The 15,947-nt window shown below is 70.4% G+C and carries 15 protein-coding genes; 5 read left to right on the top strand and 10 right to left on the bottom strand.

The window, feature by feature from the left end; genetic code table 11:
- Window positions 1-53 precede the first annotated feature (53 nt).
- The 3 genes from tilS to dacB all read right to left on the bottom strand — a co-directional run bounded on the left by tilS (window position 54) and on the right by dacB (window position 4,211).
- Complete coding sequence (gene tilS / locus EF387_RS05865; RefSeq protein WP_128375394.1) at window positions 54-1,088, bottom strand: tRNA lysidine(34) synthetase TilS; 1,035 nt, start codon at window positions 1,086-1,088, stop codon at window positions 54-56.
- Between the two features lie 246 nt (window positions 1,089-1,334).
- The gene (locus EF387_RS05860; RefSeq protein ID WP_128375393.1) at window positions 1,335-2,462 is read right to left on the bottom strand and encodes a zinc-dependent metalloprotease; all 1,128 of its coding nucleotides are present in this window, start codon (window positions 2,460-2,462) and stop codon (window positions 1,335-1,337) included.
- Window positions 2,463-2,552: 90 nt separating this feature from the next.
- Entirely contained in the window at window positions 2,553-4,211 is a 1,659-nt protein-coding gene (gene dacB / locus EF387_RS05855; RefSeq protein ID WP_128375392.1) for a D-alanyl-D-alanine carboxypeptidase/D-alanyl-D-alanine endopeptidase, read from the bottom strand.
- A gap of 79 nt (window positions 4,212-4,290) precedes the next feature.
- Between dacB and EF387_RS05850 the strand changes: the two genes are divergently transcribed.
- Window positions 4,291-4,782, top strand: coding sequence for an inorganic diphosphatase (locus EF387_RS05850; RefSeq protein ID WP_003991985.1), 492 nt, complete (start codon window positions 4,291-4,293; stop codon window positions 4,780-4,782).
- A gap of 141 nt (window positions 4,783-4,923) precedes the next feature.
- A complete protein-coding gene (locus EF387_RS05845; protein WP_128375391.1) occupies window positions 4,924-6,576 on the top strand; it encodes a threonine/serine exporter family protein in 1,653 nt (550 codons plus the stop codon).
- A 27-nt stretch (window positions 6,577-6,603) separates the two neighbouring features.
- On the opposite strand, the gene EF387_RS05840 is transcribed toward EF387_RS05845, so the two are convergent.
- On the bottom strand, window positions 6,604-7,623 hold the full coding sequence (locus EF387_RS05840; RefSeq protein ID WP_128375390.1) for a DedA family protein: 1,020 nt from the start codon (window positions 7,621-7,623) through the stop codon (window positions 6,604-6,606).
- Window positions 7,624-7,759: 136 nt separating this feature from the next.
- Between EF387_RS05840 and EF387_RS05835 the strand changes: the two genes are divergently transcribed.
- The gene (locus tag EF387_RS05835; protein WP_128375389.1) at window positions 7,760-8,125 is read left to right on the top strand and encodes a YbjQ family protein; all 366 of its coding nucleotides are present in this window, start codon (window positions 7,760-7,762) and stop codon (window positions 8,123-8,125) included.
- 129 nt (window positions 8,126-8,254) lie between these two features.
- Here the strand turns inward: EF387_RS05835 and EF387_RS05830 are convergent, their stop codons facing one another.
- Entirely contained in the window at window positions 8,255-9,016 is a 762-nt protein-coding gene (locus tag EF387_RS05830; RefSeq protein WP_128375388.1) for a MerR family transcriptional regulator, read from the bottom strand.
- A gap of 146 nt (window positions 9,017-9,162) precedes the next feature.
- Between EF387_RS05830 and gad the strand changes: the two genes are divergently transcribed.
- Together gad and EF387_RS05820 are read left to right on the top strand one after the other, a co-directional pair.
- A complete protein-coding gene (gene gad / locus EF387_RS05825; RefSeq protein WP_128375387.1) occupies window positions 9,163-10,575 on the top strand; it encodes a glutamate decarboxylase in 1,413 nt (470 codons plus the stop codon).
- A 105-nt stretch (window positions 10,576-10,680) separates the two neighbouring features.
- The gene (locus tag EF387_RS05820) at window positions 10,681-11,307 is read left to right on the top strand and encodes a Uma2 family endonuclease (RefSeq protein WP_238431355.1); all 627 of its coding nucleotides are present in this window, start codon (window positions 10,681-10,683) and stop codon (window positions 11,305-11,307) included.
- Here EF387_RS05820 and EF387_RS05815 read toward each other — a convergent pair.
- The 5 genes from EF387_RS05815 to EF387_RS05795 form a co-directional block, all read right to left on the bottom strand.
- Entirely contained in the window at window positions 11,304-12,065 is a 762-nt protein-coding gene (locus EF387_RS05815; protein WP_128375386.1) for an ABC transporter permease, read from the bottom strand. The two genes, EF387_RS05820 and EF387_RS05815, sit on opposite strands and share 4 nt — an antisense overlap.
- On the bottom strand, window positions 12,062-13,015 hold the full coding sequence (locus EF387_RS05810; RefSeq protein WP_128375385.1) for an ATP-binding cassette domain-containing protein: 954 nt from the start codon (window positions 13,013-13,015) through the stop codon (window positions 12,062-12,064). Before EF387_RS05810 ends, EF387_RS05815 begins: the two co-directional genes overlap by 4 nt.
- A 105-nt stretch (window positions 13,016-13,120) precedes the next feature.
- Complete coding sequence (locus tag EF387_RS05805; protein WP_128375384.1) at window positions 13,121-13,762, bottom strand: PadR family transcriptional regulator; 642 nt, start codon at window positions 13,760-13,762, stop codon at window positions 13,121-13,123.
- 44 nt (window positions 13,763-13,806) lie between these two features.
- Window positions 13,807-14,355: a DinB family protein gene (locus EF387_RS05800; RefSeq protein WP_128375383.1), complete on the bottom strand. Its 549-nt coding sequence runs from the start codon at window positions 14,353-14,355 to the stop codon at window positions 13,807-13,809.
- A 92-nt stretch (window positions 14,356-14,447) separates the two neighbouring features.
- Window positions 14,448-15,905 (bottom strand): aldehyde dehydrogenase family protein, encoded by a 1,458-nt coding sequence (locus tag EF387_RS05795; protein WP_128375382.1) that lies wholly within the window; start codon window positions 15,903-15,905, stop codon window positions 14,448-14,450.
- Window positions 15,906-15,947: the final 42 nt, after the last annotated feature.

Genomic DNA, 15,947 nt, shown 5'->3' with positions numbered 1-15,947 from the left:
CCCTCCCGGCCCCGTGACGGGGTACTCCGAGGCACCCGAACGCCGGTCCCGGTTCAGCCTTGCCGAATCACCAGTCTGCCACCCTGCCGCTGGGCGACCACCTTGCCGGGCAGATTGATGGCTCCCTGGCCGCGCCAGCCGGTGATCAGTTTGTCGACCTCTTCGATGTGCCGGGCGAACAGCGAACCGGCGGGCGCACCGGCCTCGATGGCGGCGCGGCGCAGAATGCGGCGGCGGACGGCGGGCGGCAGCGCGTAGAGCTTCGCGCACTCCAGCAGACCCGCCTCGTCGCGCACGGAGGCCTCGGCCTGGCCGGCCCAGGCGTCGAGGGCGTCGGCGTCGTCGCGGGAGAGCTGTGCGGTACGGGCGAGGGCCTCGACGACGCCCTTGCCGAGCGCCTTCTCCAGGGCGGGCAGGCCCTCGTGGCGCAGCCGGGACCGGGTGTAGGCCGGGTCGGCGTTGTGGGGGTCGTCCCAGACGGGGAGGGACTGGACCAGGCAGGCCTTGCGGGCGGTCTGCCGGTCGAGCTGGAGGAAGGGGCGGCGGTAACGGCCGACGGCCCCCGGACCTCCGGAGACGGGTGCCATTCCGGACAGGGAGCGGATGCCGGAGCCGCGGGCGAGTCCCAGCAGGACGGTTTCGGCTTGGTCGTCCCGGGTGTGGCCGAGCAGGACGGCGACGGCGCCGTGGCGTTCGGCGGCTGCGTCCAGGGCGCCGTAGCGCGCGTCACGGGCGGCCGCTTCGGGACCGCCGCCCCGGCCGACGGTCACGGCGACGGCCTCGACCGGGTGGAGGCCGAGGTGGACAAGGCGGTCGGCGACCTCTCGGGCGCGCTGGTCCGAGCCGGGCTGCAGACCGTGGTCGACGGTGATGCCACCGGCGCGGATGCCGAGTTTGGGGGCTTCGAAGGCGAGGGCGGAGGCGAGGGCCGTGGAGTCTGCGCCGCCGGAGCACGCGACGAGCACGAGGGGCGAGGGCGGGGCCGCCTCGGCGGGGGAGGCCCCCGGGGAGGTGTGCTCGGTGAGGATGTCGTGGAGGACGCGGCGCACCGCCAGGCGTATCGCCGCGACCGCTGGATGGGGACCCATGTCCGGTTCCCTTCATGAAGTTTTCGGGGGGTGAGCCCGAGGACGGTCACGCAGAGTGTATAGATGGTGACAGAACCGAGCCGCTCCCCGAGCATTGCACGCCCGCTCCGGGCTCACGGTCCCTCGGACGGGTGATTGAAGGGGTATTTACCTTTCGTCGGCCGAATCGCGCTACCCCTGCGCCCCACCGGTCACACGTCCGCGGTTCACGCCCCCGGCGATCGCTCCCCCGCTGCTCCCGCCCGGCTACTGCTCGGCCTTGCGGTGCACCCGGGCGATCCAGTCCGCCGGTTTGGCGATCTCGGCCTTGGTGGGCAGCGTGTTGGGGGAGGTCCACACCCGGTTGAAACCGTCCATGCCGACCTGGTCGACGACGGCTCGTACGAAGCGTTCGCCGTCGCGGTACTGGCGGAGCTTGGCGTCGAGGCCGAGCAGTTTGCGCAGGGCCAGGTCCAGCCGGGACGCCCCGCGCTGGCGGCGCTGCTGGAACTTCTCGCGGATCTCGGCGACGGTCGGCACGACATCCGGCCCGACGCCGTCCATCACGAAGTCGGCATGGCCCTCGAGCAGCGACATCACCGCGGTGAGCCGGCTCAGGATCTCGCGCTGGGCGGGGGTCTGCACCAGTTCCACGAAGGACCGCCCGCCGTCCTCGCCCTCCTCGCCCTCGGGGCGCCCGCCGGCCAGCGACTGGGCGGCCTCCCGGATGCGCTCCAGGACGGTCATCGGATCGACGTCGGTCTCCCCGAGGAACGACTGGATTTCGCCCTCGAGGTGATCGCGCAGCCAGGGCACCGCCGTGAACTGGGTGCGGTGCGTCTCCTCGTGCAGGCACACCCACAGCCGGAAGTCATGGGGCTGCACGTCGAGTTCGCGCTCCACGTGGACGATGTTCGGGGCCACCAGCAGCAGCCGGCCGCCGCCGTTCTCCCCGGCGGGCAGTTCCCGGGTGGCCGGGGCGAACGTCTCGTACTGGCCCAGCACCCGCGAGGCCAGGAACGACAGCAGCATGCCCAGTTCCACGCCGGTGACCTTGCCGCCGACGGCGCCGAGCACGGCCCCGCCGGGGGTGCTGCCGCGGCGTTCCTGCATCTTTTCGAGGAGTGGTTTGAGGATCTCCCGGAACCCGGCGACGTTGGCCCGCACCCAGCCGGGGCGGTCGACGACGAGTACCGGGGTGTCGTGACCCTCCTCGGCGCCCATCTGCGTGAAGCCGCGCACATGCTGCTCGGACGCTTTCGCGTGCCGGCGCAGTTCGGCGACCACGGCGCGCGCGTCGTCGCGGCTGATCTCCGGACCCGGCCTCACGAGCCGGGTCGCGGTCGCCACCGCGAGATTCCAGTCGACCATCTCCGCACCACCGATGCTCGTCATGCGTCAACCGTACGTGAGCGGATCCACAAGCGGTTAGGGGTACGAGATCCCGGGCGCCTTCCGGGAGCGGTGCCGGGTGGCGGCGGCCGGTCAGCGGCAGCCGCAGCCCGCCAGCGCCGTGGCGGCGCGATCCAGAGTCTGCTGGGCCGCCTGCGGGTCCGTCGTGCGGGAGGCGAGGAACGCGAAGGCCAGCAGACGGCCGTCCGTGTCCACCACCGTGCCCGCCAGGGTGTTCACTCCGGTGAGGGTGCCCGTTTTGGCGCGGACCAGGCCTGTTGCCGGGGATTCGTCGGAGTAGCGGTGGCTGAGGGTGCCGGTGAAGCCGGCCACGGGCAGGCCCGTCAGGACGGACCGCAGCTCCGGATGGGCGGTGTCCCCGGCGAGCGCCAGCAGGGCCGTCAGCAGGCCCGCGGAGAGCCGGTCCGCGCGGTCCAGGCCGCTGCCGTCGGCGAACCTCGCACCCTTCAGCGGCAGTCCCAGCTCGGCCAGCCGGGAACCGACCGCCGCCGCCGCGCCGTCGAAGGAGGCCGGCTCTCCCGACGCCAGCGCCGTCTGCCGGGCAAGTGCCTCGGCGATGTCGTTGTCGCTGTTGGTCAGCATCCGCTCGACCAGGGCGGACAGCGGCGGCGACTGCACCGAGGCCAGTTCCGTGGCGCGGGGGGAGGCCTTGGCTCGGCCCGGTGCCTTGGGACGGCCCGGTGCCTTGGCTTTGATCCCCCGCTCGGCCAGCAGGTCGGCGAAGGTCCGGGCCGCGTCGGCCGCCGGGTCCGGGCCGCGCGGTGCGGGGCCGCGGGTGGAGTCGTCCAGCCGGCCTTCGTCGGCCATGAGCGGCACGACCGGTGCGAGGTTGTCGTTGACCCCGATGGCGTGCTCGGTCGGCCCGCTGTACAGGGAGGTGTCGTACGACAGGGTCACCGCGTCCTTGCCGCGGGCCTTCAGGGCGCGGGCCGTCGCGTCGGCGAGCGTACGCAGGCTCGCGTTGCCGGCCGTCTTCTCGCGCGCGGTGAGTGTGGGGTCGCCGCCGCCGACGAGGACGACCTTGTCGGCGGAGGGTTCGAGGACCGTGCGCGTGGTGATGCGGTGGTCGGCGCCGGCCGCGGACAGCGCTGCGACCGCGGTGGCGATCTTCGTGGTGGAGGCCGGGGTGAGCATCCGCCCCGCGTCCTTGCCGTAGAGCAGCTTCCCGGTCGCCACGTCGGCGACGGCGGCCGTGTTCGCCCCGCCCGGGGCCGGGGCGTCGAGCAGCGGGTCCAGTACCCGGGCCAGGGCGCGCTCCGCGGGGGACGGTACGGCGCCGCCGAGGCCCGAGAGGACCGCGGGGGCGCTCGGCGCGGGCTTGACCACCCCGGAAGCGGAGCCGGACGTACCGGACGTAGGGCCGTGATCTGCGCCACCCGCGGTCTCGAGGGCAGCGGCCCGGTCGCGCTCCGCCGTACGCTGACCCGTGGAGTCCCAGGGACCGGCCGCGGTCACCGCACCGGCCGACAGCACCAGGCCGAGGGTGGCGGCGCCGGCCGTGAGCTGCCAGGTGTTCGGCTTCGTTTCCCGTACGAGCTCGACGACCCGCGCACCCCGCGGCCGGACGGCCTCGGCAAGCCGGACGCCGTGCGGCTTCACGGCCGCGGCGAGCCGCTGACCATGCGGTTTCACCCGCGCCGTGAGCCGCTCGCGGTGCGGCCGCAGGGCGCGCACGACCCGCGCAACATGCGGTCGCGCGCCCCGCCAAGGTTTCAGCTCTGGCACGACCACCAGCCCCTTTCGCGATCACACACCTGCGTGAGGGACACTTAACCACCAGAACTATGTGTTGATCATGAAGGAGCCATCGGTGGAGTTCGACGTCACGATCGAGATCCCTAAGGGTTCGCGGAACAAGTACGAGGTGGACCACGAGACCGGTCGGATCCGCCTGGACCGTCGTCTCTTCACCTCGACCAGCTACCCGGCGGACTACGGCTTCGTCGAGAACACCCTCGGCGAGGACGGCGACCCGCTGGACGCGCTGGTCATCCTGGACGAGCCGACCTTCCCGGGCTGCCTCATCCAGTGCCGCGCGATCGGCATGTTCCGCATGACGGACGAGGCCGGCGGCGACGACAAGCTGCTGTGCGTCCCGGCGCACGACCCGCGCGTGGAGCACCTGCGTGACATCCACCACGTGTCCGAGTTCGACCGCCTGGAGATCCAGCACTTCTTCGAGGTCTACAAGGACCTGGAGCCCGGCAAGTCCGTCGAGGGCGCCAACTGGGTGGGCCGCACGGACGCGGAGGCCGAGATCGAGCGGTCGTACAAGCGCTTCAAGGAGCAGGGCGGTCACTGACCTCCTGTGACCTGCGGGCCGCGTGAACTCCTGAGGGGGCACGCGGCCCGTTCTCTTGTCCGTGCGCATACTGAGGCGTGGCCCAGGAACACGGGTACGGGATCACGGTCGCGACGACACGAGAGGTGGGGCGGGGCACTGGTGGCTGAGCCGGGGGCGGAGGACCTCAAGCCGCAGTCGGACGAGGCGAGGAGCGCGTTCACCCAGCCGCTGGGCGTGGTGACGCCGCAGCGCGGTGGGGTCGACGACGAGTCCTCCACGACGTCGGAGTTCGCGATCCCCAAGGGGCTCGAGGTGCCGCAGCAGGCTGAACCCGAGGGTTCCGCCTTCAACACGCCGAGAACGTACAGCGACGGTCACGCCGCCGCCTTCACCCCGGCGACCGGCGTCCCGATGGTGAGGCTCACCAAGGACGCCCCCTGGCAGGACCGGATGCGCACCATGCTGCGGCTGCCGGTGACCGAGCGGCCCGCGCCGGAGCCGGTGCAGCGGCAGGACGAGACGGGGCCCGCCGTACCGCGTGTGCTCGATCTCACCCTCCGGATCGGCGAACTGCTGCTGGCCGGCGGGGAGGGCGCCGAGGACGTGGAGGCGGCGATGTTCGCCGTGTGCCGGTCCTACGGCCTGGACCGCTGCGAGCCCAACGTCACCTTCACCCTGCTGTCGATCTCCTACCAGCCGTCCCTGGTCGACGATCCGGTGACCGCGTCACGGACGGTGCGCCGCCGGGGCACGGACTACACGCGGCTGGCGGCCGTGTTCCAGCTCGTCGACGACCTGAGCGACCCCGAGACCGACATCTCCCTGGAGGAGGCCTACCGGCGGCTCGCCGAGATCCGCCGCAACCGGCACCCCTACCCCGGCTGGGCGCTGACCGTGGCCAGCGGGCTCCTCGCGGGTGCGGCCTCCGTCCTGGTCGGCGGTGACGTGATCGTGTTCGTGGCGGCGGCGCTCGGCGCGATGCTCGGCGACCGGCTGGCCTGGCTCTGCGCGGGGCGAGGGCTGCCGGAGTTCTACCAGTTCACGGTGGCGGCGATGCCGCCGGCCGCGATCGGGGTGACGCTGACGCTCGCGCACGTGGACGTGGCGGCGTCCGCGGTCATCACGGGTGGGCTGTTCGCGCTGCTGCCGGGCCGGGCGCTGGTGGCGGGCGTCCAGGACGGCCTCACCGGCTTCTACATCACCGCCTCGGCCCGACTGCTGGAGGTCATGTACTTCTACGTCGGCATCGTCATCGGTGTGCTGCTGGTTCTCTACTTCGGGGTGGAACTGGGCGCGGAGCTCAACCCGGACGCGGCGCTGGCGGGCGCCGAGCGGCCGCTGTGGCAGCTCGCCGCCTCCATGCTGCTGTCGCTGACCTTCGCGATCCTGCTCCAGCAAGAGCGGTCGACCGTGCTGCTGGTGACGCTCAACGGGGGCGTGGCCTGGAGCGTGTACGGGGCGATGCACTACGCAGGCGGACTCTCACCGGTCGCCTCCACGGCCGCGGCGGCGGGCCTGGTGGGCCTGTTCGGGCAGTTGCTGTCCCGCTACCGGTTCGCGTCGGCGCTGCCCTACACGACGGCCGCGATCGGGCCGCTGCTGCCCGGTTCCGCCACGTACTTCGGTGTCCTGGCGATCTCGCAGAACAACGTCGACAAGGGCTTGGTCTCCATCACCCAGGCCGCCACCCTCTCGATGGCCATCGCCATCGGCGTGCACCTGGGCTCGGAGATCTCCCGGATGTTCCTGCGGGTGCCGGGCGCGGCCGGCGGGACCGGCCGCCGCGCGGCCAAGCGGACACGCGGCTTCTAGCGCGAGCGTTGCCGCCCGGTCGGGCGGCTACTGCTGGTACGGGTTCGGCTGGTGGCCGTGGTCCTGCTGGTACGGGTTCGGCTGGGCGCCCTGCCCCTGGCCCTGGCCCTGGCCGTACGGGTACGGAGACTGCTGGTAACCCGGCCCCTGCGGGTACGACGGCTGCTGATAGCCCTGGTCCTGCTGGTACGGGTTGGGCTCGGCGCCCTGGCCCTGGCCGTACGGGTAGGGGGACTGCTGGTAGCCCGGGCCCTGCGGGTAGCCCGGCTGCCCGGGGCCCTGGCCCTGCGGGTGGGAGGGCCGCTGGTGGTTCTGCTGGTGGTCCTGACCGTCGTGGAGCTCCGTCAGACGCAGCGGGGTCGTCGCGTCGTCCATGGCGGGGCCCTGTGCCGCCTCGGCGGGGTCCGAGGGGCCGGAGGGGTTCTTCTTCCCCTGGCTGCGCGCCCTGAGGAACTCGATGATGATCGGCACCACGGAAAGGAAGACGATCAGCAGCAGGATCGGCTCGATGTTCGTCTTGACGAAGTCGATTTTGCCGAGCCACGAGCCCAGCAGGGTGACGCCCGCGCCCCACAGGATGCCGCCGACCACGTTGAAGATCAGGAACGAGCGGTACCGCATGCCGCTGACGCCGGCGATGATCGGCGTGAACGTCCTCACGATGGGCACGAAGCGGGCCAGGACCAGCGACTTGGGACCGTACTTCTCGAAGAACTCGTGCGCTTTGGTGACGTTCTCCTGTTTGAACAGGCGGGAGTCCGGGCGCTTGAAGAGCGCGGGCCCGACCTTCTTGCCGAACATGTAGCCCGCCTGGTCGCCGAGGATGGCGGCGACGCAGATCAGCACGATGGCGGCCCACAGCGGGAAGTCCAGCTGGTCGGAGGTGATCAGCAGGCCCGCCGTGAACAGCAGCGAGTCGCCCGGCAGGAAGAAGCCGATGAGCAGCCCCGACTCGGCGAAGACGATGAGGAGCAGACCCCAGATGCCGAAGGTGTCGAGCAGGTAGTCCGGATCCAACCAGCTTGGTCCAAGGGCAAGCGTCTGCACGGGTCCGAGCTCCTGAGGGGGTGAGGAAGAGTACGGCTTCTGGCCGGTCCAAAGCTATCAACGTCGGGTGACGGCGCCAGGTTCCACCGGCCGCCCCGGGATGCGCTGTGTACCGACTGCGGCGAAGCTGTGAGCCATGAGCCTCGAAGAATACGGCGGGGGTCTCGGTCCCCAGTCCGACGTACTGGTCGTCACCACGAACGACGTCCCCGGCTTCCGGGTGGAGCAGGTCATCGGCGAGGTGTTCGGTCTCACGGTGCGCTCACGGCACCTGGGCAGTCAGATCGGCGCGGGCCTGAAGTCGATGGTCGGCGGCGAGCTGAAGGGCCTCACCAAGACGCTGGTGCAGACCCGCAATCAGGCCATGGAGCGCCTCATCGATCAGGCACGCGCGCGTGGCGCCAACGCGGTGCTGATGATGCGCTTCGACGTGACCGAGGCGGCCGACGTCGGCACCGAGGTGTGCGCGTACGGGACGGCCGCCGTCGTCGCCAAGGAGTAGCCCAGTAGGCCGGACGTGGCCAACGTGGTGCCAGGCAGGAGCCAAGGAGGAGCCCGGTAAGGGGCGTCCGCCATTGCGGACGCCCCTTACCGGAGTGACAGGAGTGCGGTAAGAGTTCCTGACGAGGGCTCACTGACCGTGACGGGCCGCGTTGGCGACGATCGCGTCCCGGAGGTGCTCGGCGAGCCCCGGCCGCATGGAGTCGTAGAACGTCTTGAACCGCTCGTCGGCGACGTACATCTCGGCGAGCCCCCGGTGCATCTCGTACGAGCACTCGTAGTACCAGCCGGTGATGTGCTGCCGGTGCTCCTCGGCCAGGTCCATGGCTCGCTCCCCGGTCGCCGGCTCCCCGGCCTCCATGAGGGCCTCGTAGCGCTCGCCCCAGTCCTTGACCTCGTCCTGCATGCGTTGCCAGTCGTCCTTGGTGTAACGGGCGACACGCCGTTGGGACTCGGCGTACGCCTCCGTGCCGCCCCAGCGCTGCTCCGCCTCCTCGGCGTACTGCTCCGGGTCCTTGTCCCCGAAGACCTCGAACTTCTCCTCGGGCGTGAGGTTGATGCCCATCTTGCTCGCCTCCATCGCGCGCTCCACGGCCGCGGCCATCATCTGCAGCTTCTCGATCCGGTCGGTCAGCAGCCGGTGCTGACGGCGCAGGTGCTCCCGAGGGTCCGCCTCCGGGTCGTCCAGCAGTACCGCGACCTCCTCGAGCGGGAAGCCCAGCTCCCGGTAGAACAGGATCCGCTGCAGCCGGTCGAGGTCGGCGTCGCTGTAACGCCGGTGGCCGGCGTGGCTGCGCTCGCTCGGCGCCAGCAGGCCGATCTCGTCGTAGTGGTGCAGCGTGCGCACCGTGACCCCGGCGAAACCGGCGACCCGTCCCACGGAGTAGCTCACTCCCGCTCCTTTCCCGGTCCGCACACCAGGTTGGCTCCTCACGTTGCGTGAGGTGCAAGCGCGCGCGGACGGAGGTCCCTACGTAACCTCGCAGGAGGAGGCCGTTTCGCAAGGGAAGCCGTTCCACCGCCACCGGAGGAGTCCCCGTGCCGCTGCACAAAGGTCCCGAGAAACACGACGAGCGCCCCGTACCCGTGAACCCCCTCTACGGAGAGGCCAATCCGCTCAGCGGAATGGTCACGGCCCCGCCCAAGCACCGCATCCCGGACGGGCCGATGCCGCCGACGACCGCGTACCAGCTGGTCCACGACGAGCTGATGCTGGACGGCAACGCCCGGCTCAACCTCGCCACCTTCGTCACCACCTGGATGGAACCGCAGGCCGGTCTCCTGATGGGCGAGTGCCGGGACAAGAACATGATCGACAAGGACGAGTACCCGCGCACGGCCGAGCTGGAGCGGCGCTGTGTGGCGATGCTCGCCGACCTGTGGAACGCGCCGGACCCCACGGCCGTGATGGGTTGTTCGACCACCGGGTCCAGCGAGGCGTGCATGCTCGCCGGAATGGCCCTCAAGCGGCGCTGGGCCAAGCGGAACGCCGACCGCTATCCCTCCGCCGAGGCCCGGCCCAACCTGGTGATGGGCGTCAACGTCCAGGTGTGCTGGGAGAAGTTCTGCACCTACTGGGAGGTGGAGCCGCGGCTGATCCCGATGGAGGGCGAGCGTTTCCACCTCGACCCGCGGGCGGCGGTCGAGCTGTGCGACGAGAACACCATCGGTGTCGTCGGCATCCTGGGCTCCACCTTCGACGGGTCGTACGAGCCCATCGCCGAACTGTGCGCGGCACTGGACGACCTCCAGGAACGCACCGGCCTGGACGTCCCCGTCCATGTCGACGGCGCCTCCGGAGCGATGGTCGCGCCCTTCCTCGACGAGGACCTGGTCTGGGACTTCCGCCTGCCGCGGGTGTCCTCCATCAACACCTCGGGGCACAAGTACGGGCTGGTCTACCCGGGGGTCGGCTGGGCGCTGTGGCGGTCGGAGGCGGAACTGCCCGAGGAGCTGGTCTTCCGGGTCAACTACCTCGGCGGTGACATGCCCACCTTCGCGCTCAACTTCTCGCGGCCCGGGGCGCAGGTCGTGGCGCAGTACTACACGTTCCTGAGGCTGGGCCGGGAGGGCTACCGGGCGGTGCAGCAGTCCACCCGGGACATCGCGCGGGCGCTCGCCGAGCGGGTGGAGGCGCTCGGCGACTTCCGGCTGCTGACCAGGGGCGACGAGCTGCCCGTGTTCGCGTTCACCACCGCCGACGACGTCACGGCGTACGACGTCTTCGACGTGTCCCGGCGGATGCGCGAGAAGGGCTGGCTGGTGCCCGCGTACACGTTCCCGCCCCACCGCGAGGACCTGTCCGTCTTGCGCGTGGTGTGCCGCAACGGGTTCTCGCTGGACCTCGCCGAACTGTTCGCGGAGGACCTGGGCAGTCTGCTCCCGGAACTGCGTCGGCAGCCGCACCCGTCGACGCACGACAAGGGTGCGGCCACCGGCTTCCACCACTGACGACACCTGCTCCCATGCAGGAACGATGCCTCACCACTCGCGGGGGTGACGACGCTACCGTCGAAAGGGAAACAGGCACGCACAGCACCGCCCACGATCGTCCGCATGGGAGCAGTCATGGCCGCCGAGGCACACACCGAGCAGCACCCGCGGGCCACTCCTGAGAACTGGACGTTCCCGCCCGAGGACGGCTGGACATGGGACCAGGTCAAGGAACTGGACGTCCCGTTCGACTGGGAGCTCGTGGATGGGAACATCGTGGTACGTGGAGCGACGAAGTGGTGGCACGACCGGGTCCGGAACCGGCTGTGCATGGCGATGGAGCTCGCCAAGCAGTCTCCGTACGGTGCCGAGGCCGAGCGGGCGATCCAGTTCGACAACCACAACGTCCTCTGGCCGGACGTCATCGTGTACGACAAGACCGAGACCGACGTGCGCACCATGGAATGCACCCCGGTCGCTTGCGTGGTCCTCGCCGTCGAGGTGGTCTCGCCCGGCTCGCTCAAGGACGACCGCTTCTTGAAGCCCGGCATGTACGCGGAAGCCGGCATCGCCCACTACTGGCGCGTCGAGCGAGGGGAGAAGGACGACCCGGTGGTACACGAGTTCCGGCGTGACGAGGAAACCGGAGTCTTCGTTCCTCGGCCTGGACTTTCGACACACACCGACACACTCGTCACCGAGGTCCCCTTCCCCATCGAAATCAACCAGCACGACCTGCTTGACACCTAACGGCTCAACCGCCCGAACCTCCGCACCGCCAGCGGAAAGAACACCGCCACCAGCGCCAGCGGCCAGACCACCGCCGCCCACACGTGCCCGGCCTCCCCGCCCGGCCCGCCGAACAACTCCCGTACCGCCGTGGCCGTCTGGGACATCGGGTTCCACTCCACCACCGTGCCCAGCCAGTCCGGCATGGTCTCCGGCGTGGCCAGCGCGTTGGAGAGGAAGCCCACCGGCCACACCAGGATCTGCACGGCCTGCACCATCTCCGGCTTCCCCGCGACCATCGCCAGATGGATGCCGATCCACAGCATCGCGAACCGGAACAGCAGCAACAGCCCCACCGCGCCGAGGAATTCCCCTGCGCCGGCGTGCGCCCGCCAGCCGATCGCGTAGCCGACGCCGATCAGCACCGCGAGCCCGATCGCCGACTGGAGCATGTCGGCCGCACAACGACCCACCAGGACCGCCCCGTTGGTCATCGGCATCGACCGGAAGCGGTCGATGACGCCCTTGTTGAGGTCCTGGGTGACCTGGAGCATGGTCCCTTCGAGGCCGAATGCCATGGTCAGCGCGAGCATCCCGGGGACGAGGAAGTCCACGTACTCACCTTGCACCCCGCGCCCGCCGCCGATCAGGAAGCCGAACATCAGCAGCAGCATCACGGGGAAGACCAGCCCCACCAGCACCTGCACGGGTTGGCGTGCCCAGTGGGCGAGTTCGCGGCGGGTCATGGTCCAGGAGTCGGTCAGGGCATAGGTGTTCATACGGCCTCCTTCACTCGGTGGTCCTCTCCGGTGAGGTGCAGGAACACCTCGTCCAGCGTCGGCCTGCGCAGGGCGATGTCCTCGGCCTCGATGCCGGCCTCGTCCAGGGCCCGCAGCACCTCGGCGAGCGCCTTCATGCGGTCGGTGACCGGGGCGCTGATCAGTCGGCGGTCCGCGTCCACCGTCACGCCCTCGGCGGGGACCGGCAGCAGGGCCACGGCGGCGCCCAGTTGCCCCGCGTCGCGCAGGACGACATCGATGCGGTCGCCGCCCGTGCGGGCCTTGAGTTCGTCGGCGGTGCCGTCCGCGATGACCCGGCCGTGGTCGACGACCGAGATCCGGTGGGCCAGTTGGTCAGCCTCCTCGAGGTACTGGGTGGTGAGCAGCACGGTCGTGCCGCTGTCGACCAGGGAGCGCACCGACGACCACACCTCGGCCCGGCCGCGCGGGTCGAGCCCGGTGGTCGGCTCGTCCAGGAACAGCACCTCCGGCTCGGTGATCAGCGAGACGGCGAGGTCGAGCCGGCGCCGCATGCCGCCGCTGTACTGCTTCACCGACTTTCGGCCCACGTCAGCCAAGCCGAAGCGCTTCAGGAGTTCGTCGGCGCGCGCACCCGCCCGCCGGGCGCCCAGGTGGTACAGGCGCCCGAACAGCTCCAGGTTCTGCCGTCCACCCAACTCCTCGTCGAGCGCGGCGTGCTGGCCGAGCAGGCCGATCCGGCGGCGCACCCGGTCGGCCTGCCGTACGACGTCGTACCCGGCGACCTCCGCGCGGCCCGCGTCCGGCCGCAGCAGGGTGGTCAGCACGCGTACCGCCGTGGTCTTGCCCGCGCCGTTGGGGCCGAGCAGCCCATGGACGGTGCCCCGCCCCACCGTGAGGTCCAGCCCGTCCAGGGCGGCCTTGTCCCCGTATCGCTTGCGTACGCCCTCGATGACGATCGCCTCGGTCATGCGTCTCCTCCGGTCACCACGGATGGCCACCACGTCAACTAATCAAACTTGACTACCTGCTCGCCAGCGGAGGCTATGCCCCGCCAGCAGATTAGTCAAACTTGATTAACGGATATCTCCGGGATGCGAATCCCCCGTCGCGTACGGGTTCTCCACGCCTTCCGCCAGCACGCCGACGAACGGCTCACCCTCCCCGGCGAAGGTGTACGCCCCGCCCTCGATGCGTTCGATGAGACCTCGGGTCCACGCCGCCTCGCCGTCGGCCGCGTGAACCCACATGTTCATGATCTCCCCGATGTGACCGAGCTTCTCCGGGCCGCCCACGGGCACGTAGTGCTCCGTGACGGCGCCCCGCCACTCTGCGAGCCGGCGCAGCCGCTCCCGCAGCAGGGAGACCACCTCCGCGCGTTCCAGGTCGACCATGAAACCGATCGCCGCGGAGAGCACGTCGATGGTCCGCTCCCGCGCGGCGAGGGCCTCCCGCAGCAGCGCCAGGTACTCCTGGGTGCCCGCCTCCGTGATCTCGTACTCGGTGCGCGGCGGCCCGCCGACCGTGGACGGCGCGATCTCGTGCGCGTGCAGCAGTCCCTGCTTCGCCATCTGCTTCAGGGCGTGGTAGATCGAGCCGGGCTTGGCGTTGGACCACTCATGGGCGCCCCAGTACTCCAGGTCGTTGCGCACCTGGTAGCCGTGGGCGCGGCCGTGCTGGCGTACCGCGCCCAGCACGAGGAGGCGGATCGCTGACATGGGGCCAGCGTAGGACCACCCGGGACCGCGGGGATCACCCAGGATCACCCCCAGCCCGATCCCCGCTCCTCGGCGACCAGTTCGAAGGCCGTCTTCCCGTCCAGCGACTCGCGGATGATGTCGGCGTGACCGGCGTGCCGGGCCATCTCACGGATCAGAGTCAACACGAGCCAGCGCATCGAGACCCGCCCCTCCGGCGGGAACCACGGCTGGTCCGGCAGCGGGAAGGTGTCGTCCAGGCTCGGCACCGAGCGGATGAACGCCTCCGTCTCCGCGGCGACCTTCTCCCAGTACGCGAGTTGCGACTCGACGGTCTCGTCGCCGACGAGCAGGAAGCACTCGTGCCAGTTGGACTCGTTCCGCTCGACCGCCGGCGCCTCACCCTTGGCCCGCGCGACCCAGCCCTGCTCGACCTCGGCGACATGCTTGATCAGGCCGGACAGCGACAGTTCGCTGGCGCTCGGCCTGCTCGCCGACTGCTCCTCGGTCAGCCCGAGCACCGCCCGCCGGATACCGCCGCGCTGCTCCTGAAGGAACGCCAGCAGTGCCCCACGCTCGTCGCCGCGTGCCTCCGCACCCACGTGAGTGACCATCGTCCGCCGCCTTTCGCCGGTTCTTCCTGACACCGACGAAGCTACGGGCCCTTGCGGTCAGGTTCTGTCCTCAAGGGCGGTCGAGGGGATGCTCAGAAGGGGAACGTGGCCTTCCCGTGCTGCACCGAGATCCACTTGTGGGTGGTGAACGCCTCGATCGTCGACTCACCGTTCAGGCGCCCGTACCCGGAGGACTTCTCGCCGCCGAAGGGGACCAGTGGGTCGTCGTTGACCGTGGAGTCGTTGACGTGGAACATCCCGGTCTCGATGCGGGTTGCGAACTCCACGCCCCGCTCGACGTTGGCCGTGTGCACGGCGCCGCTGAGCCCGTACGGGGTGTCGTTGACGATCCGCACCGCCTCGTCCTCGCCGTCGAACGGGATGAGCAGGGCGACCGGGCCGAGGAGTTCCTGGCGCAGGATCGGGGAGTCGTCGGGCAGACCGGTCAGGACGGTCGGCTCGAGGAGGTTGCCGACGGCCCGGCCCCGCACCAGCGCCGTGGCGCCGTCGGCGAGGGCCTGCTCGATCAGGGCGGTCAGCGCCTCGGCCTGGAACTCGTTGATGACCGGGCCGATGTGAGTCTCCGGGTCGCGCGGGTCGCCGGTCTTCAGTGCCTCGACGCGGGCGACGAACTTCTCGGTGAACTCCCGCTCCACCGCCCGGTCGACCAGGATCCGGTTGGCTGCCATGCAGACCTGGCCCGCGTAGACGAACCGGCTGAATATCGCCGCGTCGACCGCGTAGTCCAGGTCGGCGTCGTCGCACACGACCAGTGCGCAGTTGCCGCTCAACTCCAGTACGGCGCGCTTGAAGTGGGCGGCCGCCACGGCCGCGACATGGCGGCCGACACGGTCGGAACCGGCGAAGGAGATCACCTTGGGCACCGGGTGCTCGATGAGCGCGTCACCGATCTCGGCTATGTCGGTGACCACCACGTTGAGCACACCGGCCGGCAGCCCCGCGTCCTCGAAGATCCGGGCTATCAGGCCGCCGCCGACGACCGGGGCGTTCTGGTTCGGCTTGATGACCACGGCGTTGCCGAGGGCGATCGCGGGGGCGACCGACTTCAAGGTGATCAGGAAGGGGAAGTTGAAGGGGCTGATCACCGCCACCACACCGACCGGGAGCCGGAAGACGCGGTTCTCCTTGCCCGCGAGCGGCGAGGGCAGGAGCTCGCCCTGCGGACGCATCGCGATCAGCATCGCCTCCCGCAGAAAGCTCTCGGCGAGCGCGACTTCGTACTCCCCCTTGCCGCGGGTGCCGCCGAGCTCGTCCATGATCGCTTCGACTATCTCGCCGCGCCGCGCCTCGACGATGCGCAGCACCCGCTCGATCACCTGTCGCCGGTCGTAGGGGCTTGTCTGCGCCCACTGCTTCTGCGCTCGCTCGGCCGCGCGATAGGCGTCGTCGACCTCGGCGACCGTCGCGACGGTCAGCGCGGCCAGCTTCTCACCGTTGTACGGGTTGAAGTCGATGATGTCCCACGAGCCGCTGCCGGTCCGCCACTCGCCGTCGATGTACTGGTGGGCCAGGTCAGTGAAGAAGGACATAGGATCCCCAACCGCAGAAGGCAAGCGCAGATGATGCCTGTT

The sequence above is a fragment of the Streptomyces cavernae genome (assembly GCF_004023625.1).
In the GTDB taxonomy this organism is placed as follows: Bacteria; Actinomycetota; Actinomycetes; order Streptomycetales; family Streptomycetaceae; genus Streptomyces; species Streptomyces cavernae.
Note: the sequence above shows the minus strand (reverse complement) of the source record. Positions and strands in the feature narration are given on the sequence as shown.